At 55.2% G+C, this 26,272-nt stretch carries 20 protein-coding genes; 11 read left to right on the forward strand and 9 right to left on the reverse strand.

The genetic code is table 11. The features are described 5' to 3' along the window. The first annotated feature begins 215 nt into the window (after positions 1-215). The gene (locus tag HK28_RS07420) at positions 216-803 is read left to right on the forward strand and encodes a peptidoglycan-binding protein (protein ID WP_143217357.1); all 588 of its coding nucleotides are present in this window, start codon (positions 216-218) and stop codon (positions 801-803) included. Here the strand turns inward: HK28_RS07420 and HK28_RS07425 are convergent. Then, entirely contained in the window at positions 778-1,245 is a 468-nt protein-coding gene (locus tag HK28_RS07425; protein ID WP_086643970.1) for a hypothetical protein, read from the reverse strand. The genes HK28_RS07420 and HK28_RS07425 overlap by 26 nt on opposite strands. 781 nt (positions 1,246-2,026) lie before the next feature. Between HK28_RS07425 and HK28_RS13760 the strand changes: the two genes are divergently transcribed. After that, on the forward strand, positions 2,027-2,500 hold the full coding sequence (locus HK28_RS13760) for a hypothetical protein (RefSeq protein ID WP_143217358.1): 474 nt from the start codon (positions 2,027-2,029) through the stop codon (positions 2,498-2,500). Between the two features lie 99 nt (positions 2,501-2,599). Here HK28_RS13760 and HK28_RS07435 read toward each other — a convergent pair whose 3' ends face one another. After that, positions 2,600-3,439, reverse strand: coding sequence for a TIR domain-containing protein (locus HK28_RS07435; RefSeq protein WP_086643972.1), 840 nt, complete (start codon positions 3,437-3,439; stop codon positions 2,600-2,602). A 1,261-nt stretch (positions 3,440-4,700) separates the two neighbouring features. On the opposite strand from HK28_RS07435, the gene HK28_RS07445 reads away from it, so the two are divergent. Next, a complete protein-coding gene (locus tag HK28_RS07445; RefSeq protein WP_143217359.1) occupies positions 4,701-7,022 on the forward strand; it encodes a TonB-dependent siderophore receptor in 2,322 nt (773 codons plus the stop codon). A 111-nt stretch (positions 7,023-7,133) separates the two neighbouring features. On the opposite strand, the gene HK28_RS07450 is transcribed toward HK28_RS07445, so the two are convergent. The 3 genes from HK28_RS07450 to HK28_RS07460 all read right to left on the reverse strand — a co-directional run bounded on the left by HK28_RS07450 (position 7,134) and on the right by HK28_RS07460 (position 9,772). Further along, entirely contained in the window at positions 7,134-7,550 is a 417-nt protein-coding gene (locus tag HK28_RS07450) for a VOC family protein (RefSeq protein ID WP_086643975.1), read from the reverse strand. Between the two features lie 65 nt (positions 7,551-7,615). Then, positions 7,616-8,545, reverse strand: coding sequence for a LysR family transcriptional regulator (locus tag HK28_RS07455; RefSeq protein ID WP_086643976.1), 930 nt, complete (start codon positions 8,543-8,545; stop codon positions 7,616-7,618). A 9-nt stretch (positions 8,546-8,554) separates the two neighbouring features. Next, entirely contained in the window at positions 8,555-9,772 is a 1,218-nt protein-coding gene (locus HK28_RS07460) for a Xaa-Pro peptidase family protein (RefSeq protein WP_086643977.1), read from the reverse strand. Between the two features lie 139 nt (positions 9,773-9,911). Here HK28_RS07460 and HK28_RS07465 point away from each other — a divergent pair, with 139 nt between their 5' ends. From HK28_RS07465 to HK28_RS07500, 8 genes are all read left to right on the forward strand, one after another. After that, a complete protein-coding gene (locus HK28_RS07465; protein WP_158093416.1) occupies positions 9,912-10,586 on the forward strand; it encodes a GntR family transcriptional regulator in 675 nt (224 codons plus the stop codon). Then, positions 10,579-11,274, forward strand: a complete 696-nt coding sequence (locus tag HK28_RS07470; protein WP_198945831.1) for a type 1 glutamine amidotransferase — start codon at positions 10,579-10,581, stop codon at positions 11,272-11,274. The genes HK28_RS07465 and HK28_RS07470 overlap by 8 nt, the downstream gene beginning before the upstream one ends. Beyond that, on the forward strand, positions 11,271-12,305 hold the full coding sequence (locus HK28_RS07475; RefSeq protein ID WP_086643980.1) for an ABC transporter substrate-binding protein: 1,035 nt from the start codon (positions 11,271-11,273) through the stop codon (positions 12,303-12,305). Before HK28_RS07470 ends, HK28_RS07475 begins: the two co-directional genes overlap by 4 nt. Continuing rightward, complete coding sequence (locus HK28_RS07480; RefSeq protein WP_086643981.1) at positions 12,305-13,474, forward strand: Xaa-Pro peptidase family protein; 1,170 nt, start codon at positions 12,305-12,307, stop codon at positions 13,472-13,474. Before HK28_RS07475 ends, HK28_RS07480 begins: the two co-directional genes overlap by 1 nt. Next, positions 13,471-15,132, forward strand: coding sequence for an ABC transporter permease subunit (locus HK28_RS07485; protein ID WP_086643982.1), 1,662 nt, complete (start codon positions 13,471-13,473; stop codon positions 15,130-15,132). The genes HK28_RS07480 and HK28_RS07485 overlap by 4 nt, the downstream gene beginning before the upstream one ends. Further along, the gene (locus HK28_RS07490; RefSeq protein ID WP_086643983.1) at positions 15,129-16,124 is read left to right on the forward strand and encodes an ABC transporter ATP-binding protein; all 996 of its coding nucleotides are present in this window, start codon (positions 15,129-15,131) and stop codon (positions 16,122-16,124) included. Before HK28_RS07485 ends, HK28_RS07490 begins: the two co-directional genes overlap by 4 nt. Positions 16,125-16,258: 134 nt before the next feature. Next, positions 16,259-17,533 (forward strand): Zn-dependent hydrolase, encoded by a 1,275-nt coding sequence (locus HK28_RS07495; protein WP_233140414.1) that lies wholly within the window; start codon positions 16,259-16,261, stop codon positions 17,531-17,533. A gap of 33 nt (positions 17,534-17,566) precedes the next feature. Next, entirely contained in the window at positions 17,567-18,883 is a 1,317-nt protein-coding gene (locus tag HK28_RS07500; protein ID WP_086643985.1) for a CapA family protein, read from the forward strand. A gap of 497 nt (positions 18,884-19,380) precedes the next feature. On the opposite strand, the gene HK28_RS07510 is transcribed toward HK28_RS07500, so the two are convergent. From HK28_RS07510 to HK28_RS07525, 4 genes are all read right to left on the reverse strand, one after another. After that, positions 19,381-22,557, reverse strand: coding sequence for an error-prone DNA polymerase (locus HK28_RS07510; RefSeq protein WP_198945832.1), 3,177 nt, complete (start codon positions 22,555-22,557; stop codon positions 19,381-19,383). Further along, positions 22,554-24,119 (reverse strand): DUF6504 family protein, encoded by a 1,566-nt coding sequence (locus tag HK28_RS07515; protein WP_086643986.1) that lies wholly within the window; start codon positions 24,117-24,119, stop codon positions 22,554-22,556. Before HK28_RS07515 ends, HK28_RS07510 begins: the two co-directional genes overlap by 4 nt. After that, entirely contained in the window at positions 24,037-24,795 is a 759-nt protein-coding gene (locus tag HK28_RS14570; RefSeq protein ID WP_233140415.1) for an ImuA family protein, read from the reverse strand. Before HK28_RS14570 ends, HK28_RS07515 begins: the two co-directional genes overlap by 83 nt. Before the next feature lie 860 nt (positions 24,796-25,655). Beyond that, positions 25,656-26,272, reverse strand: a 617-nt coding sequence (locus tag HK28_RS07525) for a LysR substrate-binding domain-containing protein (protein WP_158093417.1), incomplete at its 5' end; no start/stop codon positions are given.

Genomic DNA, 26,272 nt, shown 5'->3' on the forward strand with positions numbered 1-26,272 from the left:
GCCGCTCGTCTCGACGACATAGCCGATGCTTGGAATCGCTCGCCCCACCTATAGCAAGGTTGTCGTGAACGCTGTCGAAGCGATAACCTTAATTATTAGATTACACTGGATCGTCGCCCATGCACTGTATCGATTACATGCTTCTTCGCCGCCTCGTCCCGCATTACCGGGGCGACAAAGCCGCGCGACAAGAGGCGAATTTGCGGCTTCTGGCGATGTATCTCGATCCGACGCTTGATTCGTGGGGCGTGGATACTCGTCTGCGTAAGGCGCATTTTCTCGGCCAAACTTCCGTAGAAAGCTGGGATTTCTGCGATCTCGAAGAAGAGGCCAGCGGTAGCGCCTACGAAGGCCGCCGCGACCTTGGCAACACTCAACCCGGCGATGGCGAGAGATACAAGGGACGCGGGCTTATACAGGTCACTGGTCGCTACAACTATGGACAGACGAGCGGCAGAGTTAAGGCGTATGACATCCAGCGGCGCAGCGCAGAACAGTTCAAAGATAATCGCGGGCCGCTATGTGTTTTGCCAGATGTCGATTTCGTTGGACGTCCCAAGGATTTGGCGACGCTGCCTATGGCGATCACCGCCTCATGCGCATTTTGGAAACGCTACAATCTAAATAGATACGCCGATGCGGATAACTCATTCGCCGTCACCTACCTGATCAACACAGTTGGCGATCAGAAAGTGAAGCGGAAGCAGAGGACTGAGGACGCAAAGCGACTACTGCTCGAACCTGAAGCGCGTGAGATCAAGGGCGCTTTTCAAAGCGCTACCTTATCTGGATCACGGTCTTGAAATGACCTCCGGCTCCGCGCCCTGTCGTCAGGCACATGATATATTTCCCTGACGTCGGGAGGATCGTATGAGCCTCTTTTTCCTCCGTGCCGTCGTCCAGACCCGGCAGAGACTTTCCCGTCAGCCCGTAAACCCCGGTTATCTCATTCCTCGCCGGTTTGTATCCCGGCTCGAATACCGAAAGGTAGACGTTCTGCTCTGGTCCATCGTCTAACGTCGTGTCTAACCGCTGTCCCTTGCGCGCAATGAACGTGTAACAGGCGTATTCGCCCCGGATGATCGTCCGCTCGATAGTAGCTTGGCTGGTGTGCGGCTTGAACTGGATCGGATACGAGACCCGAGCATCTGGAAGGCCCGGAGGTCGATCCGGCGCTTCCTGTGCAAAGCTGGTCGTAGTGCAAAGTAAACAACCGATCAGAGGCAGGAGAAGCAGCTTGTCCATAGCCCGACACTCGCACGGATCAAAGGGGGGCGGAAGCGGGCATCTGAGGCACGCTCCCCCCTCCGGCAAGCGTTGACAACGCGCCCGCGTGAAGCATCCTAGAAATCCACCAGCGGCTTGTTACGCTGGCTTGTAGCACCAACCGTTTCGGATGACTCGAATTATCTTTCTAAGACTTTGATTTCAATAGCTATTTTGTTGACTTTGAGCGGCGTCCCACTCTCTCCGCCATTCCATCGACTAAACCCTTGGAATCGTTAAATTTTATTAGCCCAAAATTCTGAGTTGGAGAGCGATTCTGGAGTAGTCTTTTGGAGAAGGCAAGCCCAGAGTTCTTATTAGGGTCCGGAGCCGGCCAGACCTCCTTCCATGAGGGAGGGAAAAACCTCGTAGGCATTTTTTGCCTTATCAATCTTAATCGATTCAGGGTGATTCGGGTCAGAGTTGATACCTCCGAGTTTAGTCATGGGGTCACCCTTGATGCCTCACGTCGCCCTCAGAGTGCCTTTGCAGAGAAAGACGAACCTAGGGCCATTGTAGCAAAGTGGGATGGTGTCGCTCGCGTCTGCCGTGTCCCAAAGGGGCAAGCCCTGCTCCTTTTAGTCGCAGGGTTCCGAAGGTCGCTGAGCCGGATGTCAGAGCGTAAGAACATAATATTTCGCAGTAAGTCACGCCATGCTGAAAATGCGCAGGCCTCAATCGCGTTCGCGGTTTCCTCATATAATAAATAGTGGCATTCAAATTGCGGTGTAACCTAACCAAAGAAGGATTTAGGTCAAAGATGTCTCACAAGCCCCTGACTGCATGGCGATGCGACAAATGCGGAGAGCGTGTGGATGAAAAAAATGGTTGGTTAGAGTGGGAAGCAGGAGAAAATTACGGTCCGAGGAATTTCAAAATCGTACACAACCAAAAAAAATGTTGTTTCCACGATGCTTCAAAAGACAGAAAAGATAATCATTTGCGCGACTATCTTGGCACGGATGGTCGAGAATTACTTTTAACGATTTTGTATCCAGGTGATTTTTTCGTAAAAAATTTCACTCAAGGGGAGTGGGATTCCCCTGATATTCCTCAATTCACCGAAATTCTTCGTCGACTTCATGTTTCTTACTACGAGGAGGCTCGTCCTTATTTGAGTCAAGCATACTCGAATTATGAAATGGACGGTGCAAACGAAGGTACAATCACCAGTTCCAGTTTTTGTGAACGAATTTTTTCCAAATACAAAGACAGCGACGACGTCTTGGTATAGATTTTACTTTGATGGGCTCCTCAGTGTTTCAGGAGCCCGTTTTATAAAAATGAATCCATACCCAACGAGTGAGTTCAAAGAGAAGGTCTCATAATAAATTCAGCGAACTCTATTCATATCTATAACAAAGCCGACCGCCTGAAGTTCACGACAAACTATATATTTCCACGTACCACCCTTATCCATATCCGTGTAAACAATCCCGCTAATATCGGAGGGGGTTTCAACATCCCCTTTTTTCAAGGCGCATACGTGTCTACGCCCCAATTTTGCGGTCAGATATCCATGCTCAAAAATAACATTCTGGCGCGCTCGTGGTTGTTCTGCCACTTCGGAGGACATGCGTCCCAAGTCGCATGGAGTGTATAAAATTATAGCAAATCCACAATCGGTTTCGTCCTCGATTTTTTCAATTATAGTTTTACCGGAATTTATTTGTTCATGTAATATTACAGCATCCAAGCCCAGCGCTTCAATCAACCTAGCAACTTCCGTTTTTGCAAGGTCATCGCGTCCGTGAACAATAAAAATCCTTTTTGAAGAAGGGTTAATCGGCTTCGTCTTTTTACCCTCACTCGTATCTGAAAATAGGGATTTTTTAACGGAGTCAAAAACAGATATAGTTATGTCGTCTAATCCGTTACTGGATCGAACTATTGATTCCGATGTAATGACTACAACTACACCGGAACCAAGACGAGAATACGCCTCATCTACAAGAAACTTGATGGGTCTTGTGGATTTTTTTATGGATATCCCCCTTATATTAGATTTTTCAATAAAATTGCCTTCGAAATGAATTTCTTGATTTTTTAGGTAAGGCCTGACAACATTTTCTTCAATATTACCCAGATTAGTTTCATCGTATTGAATGTAGGTACGGTAATCGTCTGATTGGGACAGCTTTTCTTTTGTTTGCACAATAACAAAATAGTACATTTAATTACTCCTCAGCTCTCAAGAGGGGCAAGGAAGCCCAGATAGCCATTTTTAATGTTTCCGTTTTTGCCACTGGTAAGAGCAATCAACAAGGTACAGGTCAGACCGCGAATCAGACAAATTATGAAACGTCCCAAAATCATCTGCTTGTGAGACAGGCGATGTCATCTTATTTTCTGCGCATTCTTCTCCGGGCGTCCTAGCTCGCTATATCGTTTCGTCATGGAAGCTGCACTGGCGATCGTGGCGTGAACCTTTAGCAAACCAGCTCCAACTCAACAGTTATCCGCTCGCAGATTACGTTGCTTTCGAACTCAGTGACTCTTTCTCGAGCGCGTCTCTCCGCATCCCCAGAGCAACGCCACTAGCGCATGTCTCAGAGATTTTTTTTATTTTCACGTAATTTCCGATGCGACGGTATGGTTTGGGCCACCCGCCCCTCCGGATCGTGACCGTCGGGCTGGCAAGTAAGCTGCGCATAGCCGCTTGCTCATAGAAACCGTGTTGTATCGTTATCGCGTAGGCATTCCATTCCATTACATCAGAACAAACAAAGAATGTCGCCGCAGTGCAGGCATGATCGTCCGAATTCGGGTTGCGTCAATAATCCCTTATAATATCGATTTGATCGAAGAATTAATTGGAAAATAAAAAACCACAATATTCAAAAAAATCTTACGACAAACAAAAAATAAATTGCATAATTTAAATAAATATAAAAAATATCGGAATAATTACTTTCAAATTGGATTTATTCAGGGGCACTGCAGACGCCAAGGAAACTCCGAGTTGACAGCTTTCACAATCGTCCAATTCGAACCTGCCATCATCGAAACTCACCACCGATATATCGCAAACCTCAGTTGGCCACATCTTCCAACGAAAGCGTCGCCGCAAGAATTCTTTGGCATTGAAGACACAATTTCTGGGCTTCAATGTGTTGCGGTTTCGCAATAAACACCACATCCAGCTGACCCCATATCAACCCGCCATTGTTTCGGGCGAGGCGACCTCTGGTCATTCCACAACTCAGCGCCGCGTTCATGCTCCGCGCATACCCGGGAAGGGGATAGAAGTGACGCCTAGTCCTAAAAGTTATCTACCGCATACCCTCATCGCGACATCCCTCATCACGGTCTATGCCTCGTCACCGCTTCTCGCTGCAACAAACAGTGCAGAGACCAACGCCAGACTTCACGGCTCCGCCCAAAAGATAGTTACCGGAACGCCCGCATCCGCTCCCGCACGCCCCACAAGGCGCTTGACTGCTCCAGCGGCCGGTGCGCGTCGTTCCTCCACATCCTCCCCGAACGAAATGGTGGTGGTCACCGGCAACCGAAATGTCGCCCGCAAAGTGACCGACAACATCGCGCCGATCGACGTCATCACATCGCAGACTCTGCTTTCAACCGGCATGCCGGATCTTGGCTCGGCTCTGATTAACGTCAATCCAGCCATCAACATGCAGGACCATCAGACCGACCAGGGAGCGTTGAGTTCTTCGATCCGGATGCGTGGCCTTGATCCTGATCAGGTCCTCATACTGATAGACGGAAAGCGTCGCCATACGACGGCGAACATCAACTCGGACAAAGGTCCCGATTCCGGGGAAACACCCGTCGACATCGACATGATCCCGGTCGCCATGATCGACCACATCGAGGTTCTGAGAGACGGCGCCGCGGCGCAATACGGCTCTGACGCAATCGCGGGCGTCGTGAATATCATCTTGAAAAAAGGTCCCAAAGGCGGGTCTGAACAGGGGCTGGTCGGCGCAAACTACGCGGGTGACGGTTTCACTTATCTGCTGCGTGGCGACCATGGCTTCAAATGGGGCAGCGACGGCTTTGTACGTATGGCTTTTGAGTTCAAGCACAATGACCTGACCTCACACGATCTGGTCGACAGCCGCACGGGCCGCAAAGATTTCCATCAGCTGGGCGAGCCTGATCAGACGCGCGAAAATTTCGCGATCAACTGGGGCAAGCCCATTCTCCACGACAAGGCCTATTTCTACGGCAACGTCATCTACGGCCATCGTCACGCAGAATCTCCACAGTTCTTCCGTACCGCGACACAGACGCCGCTGCCCAGCTATTATCCCTGGGGCTTTGATCCTGTCGACACATCGGAAGAAAACGACTTTGCCGCCACGGTAGGCGTCAAGGGCGACGATTTTCTCGGCTTTGGCTGGGATTTAAGCAGCACCTACGGCGAAGATATATTCAATATCAATCAGACGAATTCCGCCAATTTGAGTTATCTGGCGACTTACGGCTACACGCCCACCAACTTTCACCTGCGTGGACTGACCTCCACGCAGTGGACCAATAATCTCGACTTCAAGCGATCCATTCCGGTCGGCCATCTCATGGCGGGACCGATCAACGTCGCTTTCGGCGCTGAACACCGCATGGAAAGCTATCGGATGAGCGCGGGCGACCCTGCATCTTACTACGGAGCCGGATCTCAGGCACTCGTCGGATTGTCACCGACAAATGCAGGCATCTGGTATCGCGATGTCTACGCAGGGTATCTTGATGTCGACATGCAACCGATCAAGCATCTTGACGTCGATATCGCGGGACGCTTCGAGCACTATACGGACGCAGGCGACGCCAAGACTGGAAAGATTGCCGCGCGCTACGATTTCACGCCACAATTCGCCATCCGTGGCGCGATCAGCACCGGATTTCGCGCCCCGACGCTCGCTGAAGAGCATTATGCGACCCTCGGTGTAGCCCCCACCTACGCTGGCGGTCAGCTCGCGGTGAACTCCGCGGCTGCACGGCAGTTGGGCGCAGTGCCGCTTACGCCCGAATATTCGACAAATGCGAGCGGCGGCGTCGTCATTCGACCGATCAAAAACTTCAATATTACGGCGGACGTCTATCAGATTAACATTCGCGACCGGATTGTGAACGGCGGAACATACTCCGGCGAACAGGCCGTGAACGCAATTGAAGCGTCAGGCATTCAGGTGCCCTCGTCCATCGCGGCAAGCGCCGTGACAGCGAGCTATTACTCCAACGGCGCGAGCACCAGAACGCAGGGACTGGATATCGTATCCAACTATCATCTCGATATGAAAAAGAACGGAGTGCTCGACCTCAATCTTGGGATCGATCTCAACCGCACCACGCTAACGCACCTTGGAAATGACACCAACGGCAATCCGTTGCTCAATGCGCAGCGAATCTCCTATCTCACAAGCAATACGCCGCGCAGCAAGATCATCATGGGCGCGCATTGGAAACGCGACAAGTTCGACGTCATGCTTCAGGAAATGCGTTGGGGCCAGACGAAAGACATGATGACCTACCAGTCAGGTCCTTATGCATACTCTTCCACCCATTTCTTCCAGTTTATCAACCCCCCGGTGTGGACGACGAACATTGAGTTTGGTTATCAGGTTCTCCCTCGCGTACATCTCGCTGTAGGCGCAAACAACCTGACAAACCGGATGCCGAAAAAACTGCCCATGGACGGTCGCTATTACAACGCCGAGGCTTACGACGTTTACGCAAGCCAGATCGGTTTCAATGGTGGCTACTACTACTTCCGGGTGAACGCGACTTACTGATCAACGCCCATCTCTGAATGAAGAAACGGCCGCATCGAAATCGATGCGGCCGTTTTTCTTTAGTATCAGCCGGAGAACAAGGCGAATTCTACCGGATCCGCCTTACGAAGATCAGCGTGCAAACAGCGCGCTATCATCCTTGAATGCCTTGAATTCAAGGGCATTTCCCGCAGGGTCGAAGACGAACATCGTAGCCTGCTCGCCCGGCTGCCCAACGAACCGAACCTGAGGCTCCATTCCAAAGCGAACGTCTGCAGCCTTCAGCCGTCCGGCCAACGCTTCCCACTCCGACATCTCGAGGACTGCGCCAAAATGCGGGATTGGAACATTGTGACCGTCAACCGCTCCACCCCCGGCAGCTTTGCATGCGTCCGGGACAAGATGCGTAACGATTTGATTCCCGTAGAGATCGAAATCAATCCAGGTCGCGCTGCTACGACCTTCGGGGCAGGCCAGGACTTTGCCATAAAAGGTTCGCGCTGCGTCAAGATCATCGACAGCAAAAGCAAGATGAAATGGTCTGGACATCGTTTTCCTACGTCAATTTGGGCGCCATTTTGCGCCACAGGAACCAAAGGGAAGTTTTTCTCTTCTCAGAGAGAAGCCGACCTTACGTTCCCAATTTCGGAATGCAGGGTGCCGCGCGCTCTAGGCACAGTAACGCCGTCGTCGAATGCTCGAAGCAGGCGTTTGATCAGGCGCTCGCGTGGCGACAAAGCCCCCCAGATAAGCCCGATTCTTCTTTGCGGCGCGGGCGACGGAAGCGAAATCTTGCGCAACCGCAATCCTGCTGGCCAAGGCGGGGCCCAATCTGGAACCAGCGATGCACCGATGCCTTCATTCACCATAATGGCGATTGATTCCAGAGAATCGAGTTCGATCTGTTCATGCGGACGCAAATTGTGCCGGGTCATATAACTGTCGGCCAGACGGCCACTCCAGTGATTGCGACCATACCGGATGAAGTTGTTGCTGCGCAGGATCTCGAACGGATCGTCGGAAGGCTCTTCTGGGGGCGCGATGACGATCATTCGTTCCGTACGGATTGTACGAAATTCGTAGGTTTTTGAAAGGTCGAAGGGTGGCTCCACGATGAACGCGGCGTCGAGGCTGCCTTCCTGCACCATGGCGAGCAACTGTGCGGAAGATCCTGGGACAATATGAAAGTCGATACCCGGAAACTGCTGCACGAACCGACGCAAGACGCCCGGCAGGAGGCCGGTGACCATTGTAGGAATGGCGCCAACGCGCAACCTGCCGACAGGCCGGTCCAGCGCCGCTATGCTGCGCAGGTCATTGACCTGCCCCACGATCACCCGAGCCTGCTCGACAATCGCCGCTGCGTTTATGGTCGGCTGCACCGTTCTTCCGTTGCGCTGCAGCAACGTATGACCGATCTCGGCTTCCAGCGCATTGATACGTTGGGCGACAGCAGCCGGCGTCACGTTGAGCGTGCGCGCAGCCTCCGCCAGCGAACCGCGCTCAACGACAACGAGAAATGTCTCCAGAAATCGGGTATCCATCAGCAGTCCTTATTTCCGGAACAGGCGCGGCGTGATCGTACTTAATCTCTCCGGCGGCCCTGACTCATTGATGACGAATGTCTCGCCCACTCCCGCCGCGAGACCGCTGTCGGCATCTCCGAGCATGATATGCACAAAGAGGACCATACCCGCTTCAAGCAGGAGCGGATTGCCGGAGTAGATCATCGGAGGCGCGTCCATCCAGGTCGGGCGGAACGTTGCGCCAAGCGAGTAGCCGCAAGCCGAATAACGCGCGGTGCGATAACCGCCACGATCCAGTCCTGCGCGATGCACGTCATCGAGATGGCCGATCGGCGTGCCCGCACGGGCCGCGTCCATCACCTCGGCGAGAGTCTCCACCGTGCAGGCATGCATGCGCTCTGCGGCAGGCAGGGACGCGCCGATGGCGACCGTGTGCTCGATACAGACATTATACCGCTGAAAGGACGCCCCTAATTCCAAAATAAGCTGATCCTGATCAGCAAGCTGGCGCGCGCCTCCGAATCCTCGACCATAGATTGCCCGCGGCCCACTATTCACCATCGGGCCACCGGCCGGCATGTCGCCGCCGCCCGCCAGCATGGCGCGCACTCCTTCGGCGGTGACGAGGGAGTCCATAATTCCCGGCCCGGCACGCTCGACCATCGCGATCACCGCATCGTCAGCCAGCCTGCTGGCCTTGCGCACCATGGAAAGCTCTGCTGGCGATTTACGCAAACGCAGAGTGCGGACGATGTCCGAGGCGTCCTCGAGAAGGAAACGCTCTCCAAGCTCCGAGCGCACGCGCTCCCAGTTGGCGCCTGTCAAGCCATAGGTTGCAAGCTCGACCCCAATCCGCTCCCCGGACAGGCCCAGTTCCGCCAGCAACCGTCCGACTTCGCCAGCCGGGTTTTCATCGACCGCATTAAACCAGAGCGCGACATTTTCGTAGAGCGACCCCGCGAGCGCCTGCGCCTGATCCGGACGGCGGGTAAGCAGGACCGCGGCCCGGCCGTCGGCGGTAATGACGCCACATTGAAAGAAGACATAACCCGCAGTGTCAAAACCGGTCAGATAGAGGTGACTTTCCTGAGCGAACACGAGCAACGCGCCCAGCCCTCGGGCCCGAAGCGCGGCGCCGGTGCGCGATAGGCGCTCCGCGTGCTCTTGCGGATGAAAGCTCAGACTGACCTTTCGACCACTCCCCGTTTCACCCACAAACCCGCGTGCGGTATCGATGTCGGACACGCTTAATTACTCCCAATATCAGCTTCGAGGACGGGAGCTTCCATGCTCCACCGCGCTGTCGGTTTGATCCGGTGTTCCGTCGAACGACCATTGGTATACCACTTGCACATCGACTTGTCATGTTGCTATCGTAATGGTCATGGATTTATTCCCACCCTCGGAAGGCGCAGCCCCGGACTCACTCGCGCGGACGGCCTACACCCGCCTGCTGTCGTTACTGCTCAGTGGCGAACTCGCGCCTGGCGACCTGATTCAGGAGCGACGCCTCGCAGACTGGCAGGAGCTTTCTCGTACGCCAGTTCGCGACGCCCTGAACCGACTGGAGGCGGAGCGGCTACTTACGCGCAAGGGGCGCCACCTCTTCGTCGCAACGATCTCCGTACGTGAGATCATCGACATCCTTCATGCGCGCCGTCTGCTGGAAGGCGAAGCGGCCCGGATCGCCGCGACCAAAATGGATCAGCATCAGGTCACTGCGATCCGTACCGCCGTGCAGGAGATGACTGACGCCGGAGACGTGGAAGACGAACAACATTGGCGCGTGGACGATATGCTTCATCTCGGAATAGCCGACGCGGCCGAAAACGGAGAAATTCGTCGTATGATCGGCGCCTTGCGCCAACGCACGCGGATGTTCGGCCTACGCCGCATTCCCGGCAGGTTCGACATCGGGCGTCTGGAACATCTGCGCATACTCGATGCGATCGAAGCGCGGAACCCGGCCGCCGCAGCGCAGGCCATGTGCGATCACATCGACCACGCGCAACAGGCGATCGTCGCATTGCTGCAGCAATCAGGGGGCCACGGTGGCTAAACTTCTCTATCTGGCCAATGGCGCCAAAAAATACGCCCCTGGCCGTCTGGATCAATTTTTTGAACGGCAGAATCTTTCAGTCGACGTTTTTTGGGCGTTCAACAACGAGTTCCCTGAATCACTTGATGAATATGAAGGAATTTTTCTCTCGGGCAGTCCCCATGGCGCTTACGAGGATATCCCCTTCATCCACCGCGAGCACGATCTGATCCGCGAGGGCGCCGCACGCAACATACCCATGCTGGGCCTCTGCTTTGGCCACCAGATTCTCGCCTCCGCACTTTGCGGACGCGAGCAGGTGTTTCGCAGGGAAAGCTGTGAAGTCGGCTACAAATGGCTCGATGTCCATGCACCCGCCGAGCGGGACCTTTTGTGTGGCGGTTTCAACAAAACCACGCATATGTTTGTCTGGCATAATGACGAAGTTCGCGCCGGACACCCCAATATGCAGATTATTGCTTCATCGGATGTTTGTCCCAACCACATCTGGCGCTTTCGAGATCAGCCAATCTGGGGGGTGCAGGGACACCCTGAAATCCCGATGGCTGACGCCCGTGAGTGGTTCGAAAGCGTTCGCAGTCGTCTCGAACACGACGGCGCCAACATCGAGGACTTGCTGGCGCAAGCGAGTGACGCAGACGACGGAAAGACCATGCTGAGCCGCTTTGCGAAGCTTCTTCACGGATGAAGGGTTTTCGGGCCCTCCTTTCCGCTTGCCTGCTTGTCTGGGCCATGCCGGCCGCCGGCTCCGATCTGGTGTTCACCAGTTGGGGCGGCGCCTATCAGGATGCAGTCCGGGACGCGTGGCTTACACCATTCAGCAAGGCAAGCGGCATTTCCGTTCTCGAAGATACCGGCCCTGCCCTCGCTAAAATTCGTCTGATGGTCGAAACCGGGTCGGTGACGTGGGACGTAGTCGCAACCAGCGGCTCAGGGTTCGCCATGGGTTCGCGACTGGGTCTATTCGAACGCATCACCGACACGATGGTCGATCAAAGCCATATCATTCCGGGAGCACGAAACCCCTACGGCGTACCATCGGAAATTTTTGCGACGGTTGTGGGGTATTCCACACGCACTTTTCCACAGGACCCGCCGCGAAATTTTGCAGACTTCTGGAATACTAGGAAATACCCGGGAGAACGCCTTCTACCCGCACTTCCGACTGGCGTTCTGGAGGCTGCATTGCTGGCGGACGGGGTGAAAAAGGAAGACGTTTACCCGCTACTCTCCTCGGACACTGGCCTCAACCGCGCGATAGAAAAAATTCGCGAAATTCGGCCATATGTCAGCTTCTGGTGGTCCTCCGCCGCACAGGTCGTCCAGGCGCTGGCCAGTGGAGATGGCGTAATGGCGCTTGGTTGGAGCGGCAGGTTTCAAGACGGAATCGACGCCGGGCTGCCGATCGCCATGGCTTGGGACCAGAGCATCATGCAGGTTGGCTATTTCATGATCCTGAAAGGCGCGCCGGATCGCGACAACGCGCTTGCGTTGCTACGATATATTTCCTCAGCGGACGCTCAATCCCGCCTCAGCAAATACATTGCCTATGGCCCGACAAGAACCGACGCATTGTCGATGATACCGACTTCTCGACTCCAACGTCTCCCATCCACACCCGAGAGGCTTGAAAAAGGCTTGCTGATAGACAGCAACTGGTGGGCGGAGCACGGGCGCAGGGCGACGGAACTCTACACAAGCGTCATGGAAGGAAGCTGATGACAAACTATTCGCCACCAGCGGTTGGGGGTGCGTCAGGCGAAATTACGCCCGCATTTTCGCGCGCGGAATATATGAGCCGCCTTGCTGGCGTCCAGGCGGACATCCGGGCGGGGGGCCACGACGCTCTGCTGCTATTCATTCCAGAGTCGGTCACCTGGTTGACTGGATTTTATACGCGCGCCTACAGCAGTTTCCAGTTTGTGATTGTTCCGGCAGACGGAGAGCCAACCGTCATATGCAGGGATATGGAACAGTATTACCTCGACCGTAGCAGCATCTTTCAAAAACGTGCCGTTTGGACAGATAGCGACGAACCTCTCTCCGTGGGGCTCTTCGCTATTCAGAGAGCCGTGGGTAAACGCCCTAAACTCGCCGTGGAACTCTCGGCCTGGACTCTCAGCGCGGCAAGGTATCGCGCGCTTATCGAAGCATTTCCGGATGCCGTGATTAGCGACGCATCTTCGCTCATTTCCACGAAACGCCTCATCAAATCCCCTGCCGAGATCGAGTATCAGCGCAAGGCCGGGCAAGCTGCGGCGGCTGGCATGCAAGCCGCCGCAGCGGCAGCCTGCGCCGGAGCGAGTGAGCGCGATCTCGCAGCCGCGATCTGCTCCGCGATGATCACGAGCGGCAGCGATAGTCCTGGCCCAGGCGTTCTTTCCTCCGGAGAGAGAGCTTACCATCTGCACGGCGCGTATGGCGACCGCATGCTCGAGGTGGGCGATATTGTTCAACTTGAAGCCATGGCCTGCGTCCGACAATATCACGCGCGCTTCATGCGGCCGATCTCGGTTGGTCCCGCCCGCGAGGATACCCTACGTGCGGTCGAAAAACTCGTGGCCATTCAGGACGCCGCCCTTGCAGTGGTTGCGCCCGATGTAGAAGCGAGCGTGCCCGATGCTATTTATCGCGAGGGCGTTCTCTCCTCCGGACTCGCAAAAAAATACACCAACAAGACTTTCTATTCCGTCGGTCTGCTTTTTCCACCTGCAGGCGGAGAAAACCTGGAGGCGACGCCGCAGAGCGCCTGGCGGTTCAAAGCAGGTATGGTTTTCCATAGCTACGTGCTTGCTGGAAATCTTGGCATGTCCGAAACAATCGCCATTACAGACACCGGATACGAGCGGCTTACAACCTTCCCTCGCCAGTTGCTAACCAGCGGATGAAAGCTCAACGCCCGAAGGAAAACAGGCGGCTCGCGCTTGCAACGGCGCCGCTGGTTCTGTTCCTGCTGCTGTTCTTCGCGTATCCTGTCGCACGCCTCTGCGTCCTTAGCTTCGCAGACCCCGAGGGGCCGCTGGCAAGTTACGCGCGCCTGCTTTCTGTTCCGGCCTACCGCGCCGGTCTTGTGGCGACATTCGGCATATCGTCCCTGGTCACGATCCTTTCCGTGTTGTGCGCCTATCCTGTGGCCTACCTTATGGCCAGCGTCCGTCCACGCCTTGCCGCGCTACTCGGCCTATGCGTGCTTCTACCATTCTGGACGAGTTCGCTCGTGCGCACCACAGCATGGATAATCCTCCTGCAACGCTACGGCGTTATCAACAGTCTGCTGCTTCACGCCGGGCTGATCCGGTCGCCCATTTCATTCATCTACAATCTTTCTGGCGTGCTCATTGGCATGACCCACGTGCTCATGCCCTTTGTCGTATTGCCGCTCTATGGCGCATTTCGCGGCCTGGACCGCAGTCAACTGGACGCGGCAGAAGGTCTCGGCGGGTCGTGGTTCAAAATCATCGGTCGGCTTGTTCTTCCACTCACTTCGCGCGCTGCATGCTCAGGGGCGGCGATCGTTTTTATGAGCGCTCTCGGCTACTACGTCACGCCAGCCCTCATGGGCGGGGCTCGCGAGACGATGGCGGCGCAACTCATCGCTTTCAACGTCGAAGATCAACTGGACTGGCCAATGGCTGGCGCATTTTCCAGTATCATTGTGGCGGCGTCTGTCATGATTTTTGCGTGCGCCCAGCGATTGAGCGGTCCGGGTGGACTGTTTGGCGGCCCTGTGAAAGCGACACAGGCGACCCGCAGCAACGTCGTAATCCGGCGATCTCCCCTCGATTGGGGCGTCGCCGCATGCGGTGCTGCTCTACTCTTCTTCCTCATACTTCCTCTTCTGATCATTGCGCCGATGAGCTTTGGCGCATCGCCATTTATGTCCTTTCCACCCGAGCACCTTACCTGGCGGTGGTACCACCAAGTTTTTACGCGCCCCCAGTGGCGCGCGGCTCTATGGAACTCTCTCCAGATCGGAATGATCGCTGTTACAGGAGCGACTATCCTTGGTTCTCTTGCTGCGGTTGGTCTCGACGCCTTGCACGGACGCGTCCGCACTGCCGCAGAAATGCTGATCATCATGCCGATGATCGCTCCGGCAATCGCTCTTGCGATAGGGCTCTATTACGAATTTGCGCCCCTGCACCTGCTGTCCGGGCATTGGGGACTGGGACTGGGCCACATTGTTCTCGCATCTCCGTTTGTATTCATCGCGGTCCGCAGCGCCTTGCAACGTTTTGACCCCACGCTACTCGACGCGGCGACGGGCCTAGGAGCAGGTCCTCTGCGCATCACATATCGCGTTTTACTGCCCGCCATCGCGCCGGGCGTCGCCGCTGGCGCTATTTTTGCTTTTGTCACCAGCTTTGATGACGTGGTGCTGGCGCTCTTCCTGACAGACGTACGCAGTCGCACCCTACCCCGCCTTATTTACGAAAACGTATCACAGGACATTAACCCCACAGTCGCCGTAGTATCGACCCTGGTAGCGTTAGCAACTCTGCTGGTTCTCTCGATCAATCTCCTGCTCACGAAGTCAAAATCATGAATTCTTCCTTCTCAGGCAAGCCGGTCGCTCTCAACCAGGTAAGAAAATCTTACAACGGAACTGAAATACTCAAGAATATTTCGCTCGATATTTCGGCCGGAAGGTTTTGCACGTTTCTTGGCGCCTCCGGATCCGGCAAGAGCACTCTGCTCAAGATCATTGCAGGTTTCGAACACGCAGATTCCGGAGAAATAAGTATTGGTGGTCGGAACATGGCCCAGGTTCCAGCTCGCCGACGAAATATCGGGATGGTATTCCAGAATTACGCCCTGTTTCCTAATATGAGCGTCGCTCAAAATATCGCTTTTGGACTTGAGACGCGTCGCGTATCCCGGAATGAAACGAGAGCGCGCGTTAATGAAATGCTGGAGATCATCGGACTTTCTGGCTTTGGTGAGCGTCTGCCCTCAGAACTTTCCGGCGGGCAGCAGCAACGCGTGGCGCTCGCCCGGGCGATGGTCATTCGACCTGACGTGCTGCTTATGGATGAACCCCTTGGCGCGCTTGACCGCGTGATCCGACAATCGTTGCAAACGCAGATAAAAGATATTCAACGTAGTTTCGGCATCACAATTTTGTTCGTCACTCACGATCAGGAAGAAGCCCTGCATATGTCGGATGACGTAGTGATCATGAGAGATGGTATGATCGAGCAGATCGGGTCGCCGCAAGATCTTTATGCCCGCCCGGTTAACCGCTTCGTTGGATCATTCCTTGGCGATTGCAATTTCATTTCGCGCAACGGAAAGGAATACGCGATACGTCCGGAGGCCACATATATTGGAGACGCCTCGAATGGTCGCGATCACATCCTTGACGGCGTGCTTTCTCAAATCGTTTTTTTGGGTGGTCGCGAAAAACTGACCGTCATGGTGGGCGACATGAACTTCACGGCCATCCGAAACGTGAGCAATACAAACGAACCTATCTTGCCAGGCTCGCCGATCCGTATCGGTTTTTCTTTACGTGACGCGACGGCCCTTGCAAAATGACCACCCCCCTTTAGATACATAAAATGTGAAGTATGAATTTATAAAATGGCGTTTGAAGACGCTGGCGGCAACGTCATACAACCAGCATCGCGGTTTTCTCACGTGAGTAACGCGCCAAGAACTGCCAGAGGAACATGATGGCACACGAAGCGCCCTGGCGTACGGAACCTGATTTTGCGCTCGCGCAATCGCTTTTCGATACCTTCCAAACTATTGGCTTTGACGGACGTGGCATTACGCGCGCCTCCTACGGCGAAGGCGAAGAGCGCGCGCACAACCATGTCCGCTCCGTTGCTGCCGATTTGGGTCTTGAAGTTCGTACCGATTGGGCGATGAATCTCTATGTGACCCTTCCCGGTCGCGATCGCAGCCTACCGGCCGTCATGACAGGCTCTCATCTGGACTCCGTTCCAGTGGGCGGCAATTTCGACGGCGCAGCAGGCGTCGCGGCTGGCCTGTCGGTTTTGTCCGGCTGGGTGCGCGAAGGCGCAACGCCTTCCCGCGACGTTACGCTGATGGCGATCCGCGCCGAAGAAAGCGCCTGGTTCCCTGTCTCCTACATAGGATCCAAGGCCGCGTTCGGACTACTTGATGCAGCCGCATTGCAGGCAAGGCGGACAGATACACGCCGTACCCTGGCCGAGCATATCGCTGAAGCAGGCGGAGACCCCGAAGCATTCAAACAGCCAGGCCTTGATCCAAAGCAGATCGATTGTTTCGTCGAATTGCATATCGAGCAAGGGCCGACGCTCATCGGGAAGAATGCACAAGTAGGGATCGTCACGGGCATTTGCGGCAGTTCACGCTATCGACACGCCGAGGTCCATGGCGTTTGGGCTCATTCGGGCGCTACTCCGCGAGCTTATCGCCATGACGCAGTCATCGGCGCTACACGTCTGGTCGAGCGCCTTCATCGCGAGTGGTTGGAAATCGAAGCCGATGGCGGAGAAATGACCTTGACATTCGGCGTCTTCCAAACTGATCCGACCCAGGCAGATTTCAGCACAATCGCAGGCAAGGTTGGTCTGTCGATTGATGTCCGTTCACGGTTTCCCGAACTTCTGAGCAAAATGAATGCGCGTATTCTTGATATCGCACAACAGATCGCCATGGATAATGACGTCGAAATCAAGCTCGGCCCCCATACCGGAAGCACACCGGCTCAGATGGATGACACAATTCTCAAAGATATCATGACACTGGCAAGAAATTCTGAAATTTCCGCGATTGCCATGCCTAGCGGAGCTGGTCATGATTCGGCGATTTTCGCCGACCTGGGCGTGCCTACGGCCATGTTGTTTGTACGTAACCAGAACGGAAGTCACAATCCGGATGAAGCCATGGATTTCGAGGATTTCAAGGCCGGCTCGAGACTATTGTCTCAAATTCTGGCTAACAGATCAGCTTGACGCAAAATTCATTTCGACTGGAACTAAGGAACTATGAAGCTTTCTCTTACAGGCGACAGCATTCTGTTTCGCCGACTAAATAGCGTGACTGACCCAACAATTTCTCCATTGTTCGATATCATTCGCAGATGCGACGTTTCTTTCACCAACCTTGAGTTGGTCCCCAACGATTTCGAAGGAGATCCGGCGCTCGACCATGGCGGCACGCATTTCGGCGCTCGGTCGTGGGTACTAGACGAACTCCAGAATGCAGGGTTCGATCTGTTTGCTGCCGCGACAAATCATAGTCTTGATTACGGTATCTCTGGTCTGCGTAAATCAATAGCTGAACTTGAGAAGCGGAACCTCTGCTACGCGGGCATTGGGGCGAATCTTGAAGAAGCACGGCGCCCGACTTACTTCACTCACCCCACCGGCACCGTGTCCATGATCTCCTGCGTCTCCACATTTGCTCGTGGACAGGAAGCCGCGCCTCAGACGACGATCATGGCCGGACGCCCGGGCGTCAATCCGCTTCATTTCAATACCGCACACCACGTCACTGGCGCCGAAATGGAGCAATTGCAGTCGATCTATTCACGTTTGGGACTTGCGCGTGATCGTGAGCAAAAGATTCAGCTTGGCTTCGCCTTTCCCGCACCCGAGAACACTCTCAGCTTCGGAAATACAACCTTCACATTAGCCGACGTGACACGCACGCATACGACAGCAAATGAAAGTGATATTAGCGATATTTGCAGGTGGGTGCGCGAAGCTCGGCTTGTTTCGGATACCGTTGTGGTGAGCTTGCATGCTCATGAAAGCGGATATAACACGGCTGGAGAGTTGGATGTTGAAATTCCGGCGCCCTTTCTATCTGTGTTCGCCCGCCGAGCGATCGACGAAGGTGCTGATGTCGTGGTTTGCCACGGACCACACTTGCTTCGCGGGATGGAAATCTACAAAGGCCATCCTATTTTTTACAGCCTTGGGAACTTTATTGGACAAAATGAGTTGGTCGAACGCCTTCCCGCGGAGTCGTATAGTGTTAATCGAGCGCCGTTAGATTTGACGCCTCATCAAGTTTATAAAAAGCGCAGCGAAAACGACCGTAAAGGTTTTCCATCCGATATTCGATTTTGGGAGACTGTTGTGCCAATATGCGATTTCTCTGGATCAAAATTAAACTCCATTGAAATCCTTCCCGTTTCCTTAAACTTGTGTCGAAACGCGCATACCCGCGGGCGCCCAGCACTCGCAACGGGCAGTGAAGCAAAAAAAATTATTGATAAGTTCACGACACTGTCATCGGGTTGCGAAGGTGTTTTTTCGCGAGAGAATGATCGCCTATTTTGGCGCCCAGACGCTTGATCCCAACGCTTTCAACTCCCGCGGGCGAGCAATAGACCCCGGAAGAAAATACCTTGTTTTTACAGATAAAATATCAATTTTCTTTAAATAACAAAAATATTTACAGGAATTCGCGTAGAATTACCCGAGCCCACTGAGTTGTCTGTGCATGGGCGAGGAGAGGCGAATCTGCGCATTCTGCCGAGCCTTGCTCCGTTTGTCGGAGAAAGCGACGCTGAGGCCCGAGATAAATTCGAAAGCTATCTGCGTTATCTTGATCACGGCGAAAGCCTGCGGGGGTTGTCATCATACGCCAGCTTGGGCATCGACCTGTCGGCATGGCCTGCTGATCGACCGATTGAACTGGATGACGTTGCGGAAACGAACAGTCATAAAAGCCGTCAGTCCTTGATTACCAGAAGCCCAAAAACCAGAGGCAACAGGAGGCGCCAAGTTAGGAGCCTCTCGTCCGCCATTGAAAAATTCAACTCGCGAGCCTCCGTTAAAGGCGTTCCTCCTCAATGAAAATCTCGTGACTTATTCAATGACACAGCTCGTCTTCCATTAGTTTCTGCAGATTTTTTCTTCCCATCGCTGTATAGTGCTACATCCAGCAACATATGAGACAGATCGGTCAGTTCTAATGTGACAAGATGCACGACGTCTCCTTCACGCTGAATGCGCCCTCTCGCCGCAATCATAGACGCGGACAGGATGATCGGGCGGTATTTCTCAAAAATATCCGGCCATATTACCAAATTGGCGATGCCTGTTTCGTCTTCCAGTGTAAGAAAACAAACCCCCTCTCCCGATCCTGGTCGCTGACGTACCAGCACCAGCCCGGCCACTTCTGCGCGCTTGCCATCGCGGGACCCCATGGCTATCCCGCAGGTCACAATCTCCCTCTCCCGAAGACTCTGCCGCAGGAACGACACCGGATGCGCTCGCAGGCTGAGGCCCACATGGCTGTAGTCTCCGGCCACCTCGGCGCCATCAGTCATCGGTGCAAGCGTCATGACTGGTTCATCAACCTCCCGCACTTGCTTCGCCGCTTCGAAGAGCGGTAACGGCTCGTCGCGCAATCCTTTGATCATCCATAACGCTTCGCGCCGAGCCAACCCGAGAGACGGCCTGAAAGCATCAGCCTCCGCCAGGCAGATCAGCGCCTCCTGCGACGCCCCTGCCCGACGCCAGAGATCATCGATCGAGGCGAACCGCCGACGCATACGCGCCGCGATGATCGCTGATACATGGACATTGGACAGGCCCTTGACCAGACTCATCCCCAACCGCACGGCAAAGCGACCATTGCCGTCCTTTTCGCCCTCCAACGTGCAGTCCCAGCGGGAATCGTTGATGCAGACAGGCCGAACTTCGACGCCGTGCTCACGCGCATCCCGCACGAGTTGCGCGGGCGCATAGAACCCCATGGGCTGGGAATTAAGTAACGAGACCAGAAACACATCAGGATGGTGACATTTCAGCCAGCTCGACGCATAGGCCAGAATAGCAAAGCTTGCTGCATGACTTTCAGGAAAACCGTAAGATCCAAACCCTTCGAGTTGCCGACAGATCCGTTCCGCGAAGTCCGATGGGTATCCCTTACGCGCCATGCCCTCCATCAGCCGTGTCTGGAATTGCGAGATCGTATCGGTGTTCTTGAAGGTCGCCATCGCTCTTCGCAACCCGTCCGCCTCAGCGGCTGTGAACCCCGCACAGACCATCGCCACCTGCATAACCTGCTCTTGAAACAGCGGCACCCCAAGCGTGCGCTTGAGCACCTCCCTCAATTCCGGCGTCGGATAATCTTCAGCCTCCTTCCCTTCCCGGCGACGTAAATAAGGATGCACCATGTCGCCTTGTATGGGTCCTGGGCGAACGATCGCCACCTCAACCACCAGATCATAAAAAGTCCGGGGTTTGAGCCTCGGCAGCATCGACATCTGGGCACGAGATTCAATCTGAAACACGCCGATCGTATCAGCCTTGCAGATCATGGCGTAGGTGCGCGGATCCTCCGCCGGAATGGTCTGGAGCGTGAGATGCTGGCCTTTATGCTCGGCCAACAGGTCCAGCCCCCTCTTCATGCAGGTGAGCATCCCAAGAGCGAGGACATCGACTTTCATGAATTTCAGCGCGTCGATATCATCCTTATCCCACTCGATGATCTGGCGATCATCCATAGATGCAGGTTCGATCGGTGCCAGCTCGTCCAGCCTGTCGCGCGTCAGCACGAACCCGCCAGGATGCTGCGAAAGATGACGCGGCGCCCCGATCAGACTCTGCGCCAGTTCAAGTGTCAGACGGACACGTCGGTCGGTCAGATCGATGCCTGCAACAGAGGATTGCTCGATACCTACCTTGCGTGACCAGCCCCATATCTGCTTGCTGAGCAAAGCGATTACATCCTCGGGCAAGCCCATGACCTTGCCAACGTCACGCAACGCCCCCCTGGCTCGGTAGCGAATCACCACAGCCGCCAAGGCGGCGCGATCCCGACCATAATGGTCATAGACCCACTGGATGATTTCCTCGCGACGGGCATGCTCAAAATCGACGTCAATATCGGGCGGCTCTCTCCGTTCCTCAGAGATAAATCGCTCAAACAGAAGTGAGGTAGTCGAAGGATCGATCGCCGTAATGCCCAGCACAAAACACACCGCGCTGTTGGCGGCCGATCCTCGTCCCTGACAGAGGATATCGCGGCGTCTGGCCTCCCGAACGATCGAATGCACAGTCAGGAAATAGGGCGCGTAGTCCATACGCCCTATCAAAGCCAACTCATGATCGAGACTCTGCTTCACACCTGACGGAATGCTCTCGCCATAGATTTTTCGCGCAGCGCGCCAGGTCAAGTATTCCAGCGCCTGCTGCGGCATCTGGCCGGGCGTTTCGATCTCGTCTGGATATTGATAGGCCAGATCATCAAGACTGAACCGGCAGCGCGTGACGATTTCCATCGTGCGATCGACTGCTTCCGGGTAACGAGAGAACAACCTTGCCATTTCTCCGGGCGGCTTGAGATAGCGGTCCGCGTAGCGCTCACGCGCAAAGCCGGCGTTCTCGATGGTGGTGTTGTGTCGCACGCAAGTGACTACATCCTGCAGAATGCGCCGATCGTAAGTATGAAACAGCACATCGTTGGTGACGACGGTTTTTACGTTCTGAACGTGCGCCAGATTGGCCAGCTCGTAGAGCCGCATCTGGTCGTTTGGGCGCCGCCGCAACGTCAGAGCCATATAGGCGCGATCGCCAAATGTCGTACGCAGGCGACGCAGGTTTTCCGCGCACTCGTCATCCGCGATCTCAGGAGTCAGCACGACGAGCAGCCCCTCATTCCATTCGCCGAGATCGCGCCAGTGCAGGCTACATTTTCCTTTACCCGCACGAGCCTTGCCGATCGACAACAGCCGACACAGCCTCCCATAAGCAGCCCGGTCTGTCGGATAGACCAGAACGGGCGGGCCATCTTCGAGATCGAGCCGACATCCCACGACCAAACGAACGCCGACGCTCTTGGCGGCAACGTGAGCCTGAACCATTCCGGCCAGAGAATTGCGATCACAGACGCCCAGCGCTGCGAACCCGAGCGCCTTCGCCTGTTCAAATAATTCGATCGGAGAGGACACACCCCGCAGAAACGAAAAGTAGGTCGTGACCTGCAATTCGGCGTAGCTGCGGCAGGCGTCCATCATCCAAAGATGCCGTGAATGAACCAGTTTTGCGAACCGGTTTCTCCATGCTCACCATCACCTGCACGGTAAAGCCAGAACCGTTCGCCGTTCGTATCCTCCACACGGAAGTAGTCCCTGACTACCGTCCGTTCCGCGTCTCGGCTCCACCACTCCCCGAACACGCGCTCCGGCCCGTCGGCGCATTTCACCTTGCGCCGGATCCCCCGCCAGATGAAGAACCGTGGTGGTTGATCTGGCAATTCCGCCACCGCCTGCACTACTTCGGGTTTTGACAGCAGCCGGGTCGGGCGCGGCCACTGATCGGGCCAGCGAGAAGCATCAGTGACCGGAGCAAGAGGCGGCACGCGCTGAACCGAGCGTTCAGGCACGTCGCTTTCCAACGGAACGACACGATAGAGCGCATCGCTACCCAGCCGGTTGACCAGCGTGTCGATCAACCCCGAAAGATCGGCCGTCGGTTCCTCGGTCAATGCCGACACCCGTTGCCGCTGCTCGATCGGCTCAGCCTGCGCCGCGAAAAGCTCCATTCTTTCGATCCCGAAACCGGGCTCTATGGTCTCGATCCGTTCGCTGAGCAAACGGGTCAGGTATTTCGAATCACGAACCGGTCGGGCAAGAGTCACACGCACCACCTGCATGGCGCTATCGACGCGATGCAGCATCAGGTCCAGTCGCCTGGCTCCGAGCCCGCGCTTCTCCAGTTCGACGCAGAGCAGGGGCGCCAACAACCCAACATAACGAGCAATGGTCTCCGCAGCCGCAATGGGTTCCGCGAAATTACGCGACACCATAACAGGATCGACCGGACGGATCGGGTGGATCGGCTCTCCTACCCGTCCGTAAGCCTGATCCAGCCTTCGGACGAGGCCGTCGCCAAAACGCAAAGTCAGCGGCGCGCGAGGGGCATTTTCCAGATCGCGTATCCGCGTCAGACCCAGATCGGTCAGACCAGACACCGTCTCCGACGGCAGTCGCAGGACCCCGACAGGCAAACCCGACAGGGCCTTCGCGCAATTGCCCGGGTCCACCACCACGACCGCGTCCTTGGTGGTGCGCGCCACAGCGAACGCCGTTCCCAGAGTATCGGCGACAACCGCTCGGGCCGTAAAGCCGGCGCCCTGAAGGCGATGAACGACATCGCGCAGCATCGCAGCTTCACCGCCATGAAGATGATCTGTCCCGGTGGTCTCCAGCACCAGCCCGTCCTGACCGTCAACCGCCACAATCGGCGCCACTCGCTGCTGAAGCCATAACGCCAGTCTTTCAAGAGCCTCGCGGTCTGCGTCAGGGCGGGCGTCCATGACTACCAAACCGGGAAAGAGCGCTTGCGCCTTGGCGATCGGCATGCCGACAGAAAGGCCAATCTTGCGACCTGCGAGATCGACTGCCAGCGCTACACGCCGACTGCCGTCGCGACCGGCAAGAAGCAGCGGAACATCGCTGGGAGGCGCTGCGTCCCCCAGTTCCCGGCGCAACCGGTCAGTAGCCCAGAGCGGCAACCACACCGATACGATGCGCTGGCGGGGTCGGAGCGCCAGCAATCCGCAGTCCTGCCGGTCCATCGCCTGCCTCCACTTCAAAAACGCCGCTTTCGCCCGAACGAGTCCGGATCAATTCTAACAACCAGCGGCTCTGTCCTACGCCCTGCACTGGCAGCTCTGCCGACGGCATGGCGGATACACGCCAGCGCGTAGACGACGCCGTCGGCTTGCCGAAATCCGCTCCATTGGCCAGACGGGGCCAGCGGCGAATGGCGATGCCGAGCGCCCCACCGCTCTCAGCGGCGAGTTGCAGTCGCCGCGACGCCGTCATAGTCAGACGTCCGACCTCCGCCACGACAGCACTCAGGCCCCCGTGGCGAAGCCCCTCTTCAAAACAGGCAAGCCCATCTGCGTCCGACTCCACCTCGACGAACACGACCCGCGTCGGGGGCAACCCCGCCTGTTGCAAGGATGGCGCAAACAGATCAGCTTTTTTGGCGATCCACAGAACCTGCCCCCCCGTAAGAGCAGCAAGTCCTGCCGAAAAACGTGCAGCCACGGCAGCATTAACCGCATCATCGCCGCCTCCCGCCACCTCGTGCAAAGCTCCCAAGGGTAGCCCGCCACCCGGCAGCTTCTGGTCGATCTCCGGCACCCCGAGCGGCGCCGCGGCCTTCCTGTGGCCCAGCCGCCCCTCCATTCGGCGTATTTTTTCACGCAGGGCATCCAGCGGGGGCGGCGTGACAGGGGCAGCCATATCAAGGGTCCATCAGTCTTTCCGGCAGGGTTGCCTAGTGTTCTCTTTTTGTTCCATTCCAGATGGAAGAGTCAATGCGAAACGCGAGGAGCCTTCTCCAGACGAGCAGTCCTGCAGGAAAGATCGAAGAGCTGCGGGGCCATAGACTGAGTGACCGATTTCAGACGCAGCAGACGTTGATTAATGACGCCCTCGGGCATTCTCGTCGTGCCGCATGGCCAGAGCTGCGTTCATGGCTCCCAGGATCGCGGTAGAGCCACATCAAACAGCTTTAGTAAGCGGGCGCGCCCTGGCGACTCTGGTATGGGCAAGCGTCTTGAGTGATGGACGAAATCGAAAACGCTCTCGGGCTTGCTGCCCCATTCGCACATTACCGCTTCAATTATTTTTATTCCTAAAGAACATGAATAATAAGAAGGTTTTCTTAATCATTGCCCCCCTCACCAAAGCTTGACGCAATGCCTGAGCGCCCGCGGCAGACGACGACGCATCGCCATCACGAAATTTCGCAAGCTGGATGCTGCGTTCCAATGCACCAAATATGAGGTCGCAATTTTTTCTTGATCGTGGTCCATCCGTAGTTTTCTGCATCCCAGTGTATAGGATTCTGACGCTTACCGTTCGACTAGATTGCCGCAGTGCCCCCTCTCGCACCCGGAATCCCAAGCGTAGAAATTGAGAAGAAAAATCGATCTCGCCACTGAGCAGGAAGCTCTCGCAGACCGCAAAGCAAAGTCACGAACCACCGGAAACGCCCCCACCAAACACAAAAAAATAAATTATTTACGAATAAAAATTATGAATTTTCGAAAATATTATTGAATTATATTTTTAATACTTTATTTTATTGCTTTTTTCATCTACTCCCTGAATGCATTATCTCTTTCGATCGATTTATGCCAGTTAATAGCGACATCGAACTCCGGACTTTCAAAAGGAAGAGGCGCAGACGAAAGATCGAAATTGCTCTTCAAATATCGCGCGACAACAGAGGGAACGTTACACAAAAAAGGCGTTCCCCTTATCACGAATGGAAGCGTCGAAAATCGCTGCAACGTTGAAATAATTTTTCGTGATGCCCCCATTTCCGAGAGCATCCTTTCTGTTAATCCATGCGCATAACCCCTTGGCGAAACCAGAAGATTTCGAAACGAAAGATATCTATCGAGAGATGAAGATTCTGTGTAACCAAAAGATTGCGCATTGAAGAGTGTCACAAAATGATCGCGATACAGATGTGTGCAGGAATGGTGCGACTCATGCGACTCCACAATCGCCGCGATGGTCAGGTCGGCATCCTCCCTGTGAAAGGCATCACCGATTTTTTGATAGTTTACGTTAATAACATGCAACGTAAGACCGGACGCTTCTGATGCAAAATATGTCAGGAAACCGGACAACGGGAGCATTTCAAGAGGTGCTGTCATGTTAACTGGCGTGGGGTATTTGAAGGCGGTTGAGGGTTTTTTTAGGTGTG

The sequence above is a fragment of the Acetobacter sp. DsW_063 genome (assembly GCF_002153745.1).
In the GTDB taxonomy this organism is placed as follows: domain Bacteria; phylum Pseudomonadota; class Alphaproteobacteria; order Acetobacterales; family Acetobacteraceae; genus Acetobacter.

Coding starts and splice junctions, on each gene's coding strand:
- HK28_RS07420 (WP_143217357.1), top strand. CDS start 216: ATGTATCTCGATCCGACGCTTGATTCGTGGGGCGTGGATACTCGTCTG.
- HK28_RS07425 (WP_086643970.1), bottom strand. CDS start 1,245: ATGGACAAGCTGCTTCTCCTGCCTCTGATCGGTTGTTTACTTTGCACT.
- HK28_RS13760 (WP_143217358.1), top strand. CDS start 2,027: ATGTCTCACAAGCCCCTGACTGCATGGCGATGCGACAAATGCGGAGAG.
- HK28_RS07435 (WP_086643972.1), bottom strand. CDS start 3,439: ATGTACTATTTTGTTATTGTGCAAACAAAAGAAAAGCTGTCCCAATCA.
- HK28_RS07450 (WP_086643975.1), bottom strand. CDS start 7,550: ATGTCCAGACCATTTCATCTTGCTTTTGCTGTCGATGATCTTGACGCA.
- HK28_RS07455 (WP_086643976.1), bottom strand. CDS start 8,545: ATGGATACCCGATTTCTGGAGACATTTCTCGTTGTCGTTGAGCGCGGT.
- HK28_RS07465 (WP_158093416.1), top strand. CDS start 9,912: ATGGATTTATTCCCACCCTCGGAAGGCGCAGCCCCGGACTCACTCGCG.
- HK28_RS07475 (WP_086643980.1), top strand. CDS start 11,271: ATGAAGGGTTTTCGGGCCCTCCTTTCCGCTTGCCTGCTTGTCTGGGCC.
- HK28_RS07480 (WP_086643981.1), top strand. CDS start 12,305: ATGACAAACTATTCGCCACCAGCGGTTGGGGGTGCGTCAGGCGAAATT.
- HK28_RS07485 (WP_086643982.1), top strand. CDS start 13,471: ATGAAAGCTCAACGCCCGAAGGAAAACAGGCGGCTCGCGCTTGCAACG.
- HK28_RS07490 (WP_086643983.1), top strand. CDS start 15,129: ATGAATTCTTCCTTCTCAGGCAAGCCGGTCGCTCTCAACCAGGTAAGA.
- HK28_RS07495 (WP_233140414.1), top strand. CDS start 16,259: ATGATGGCACACGAAGCGCCCTGGCGTACGGAACCTGATTTTGCGCTC.
- HK28_RS07500 (WP_086643985.1), top strand. CDS start 17,567: ATGAAGCTTTCTCTTACAGGCGACAGCATTCTGTTTCGCCGACTAAAT.
- HK28_RS07510 (WP_198945832.1), bottom strand. CDS start 22,557: ATGATGGACGCCTGCCGCAGCTACGCCGAATTGCAGGTCACGACCTAC.
- HK28_RS07515 (WP_086643986.1), bottom strand. CDS start 24,119: ATGGACCGGCAGGACTGCGGATTGCTGGCGCTCCGACCCCGCCAGCGC.
- HK28_RS14570 (WP_233140415.1), bottom strand. CDS start 24,795: ATGGCTGCCCCTGTCACGCCGCCCCCGCTGGATGCCCTGCGTGAAAAA.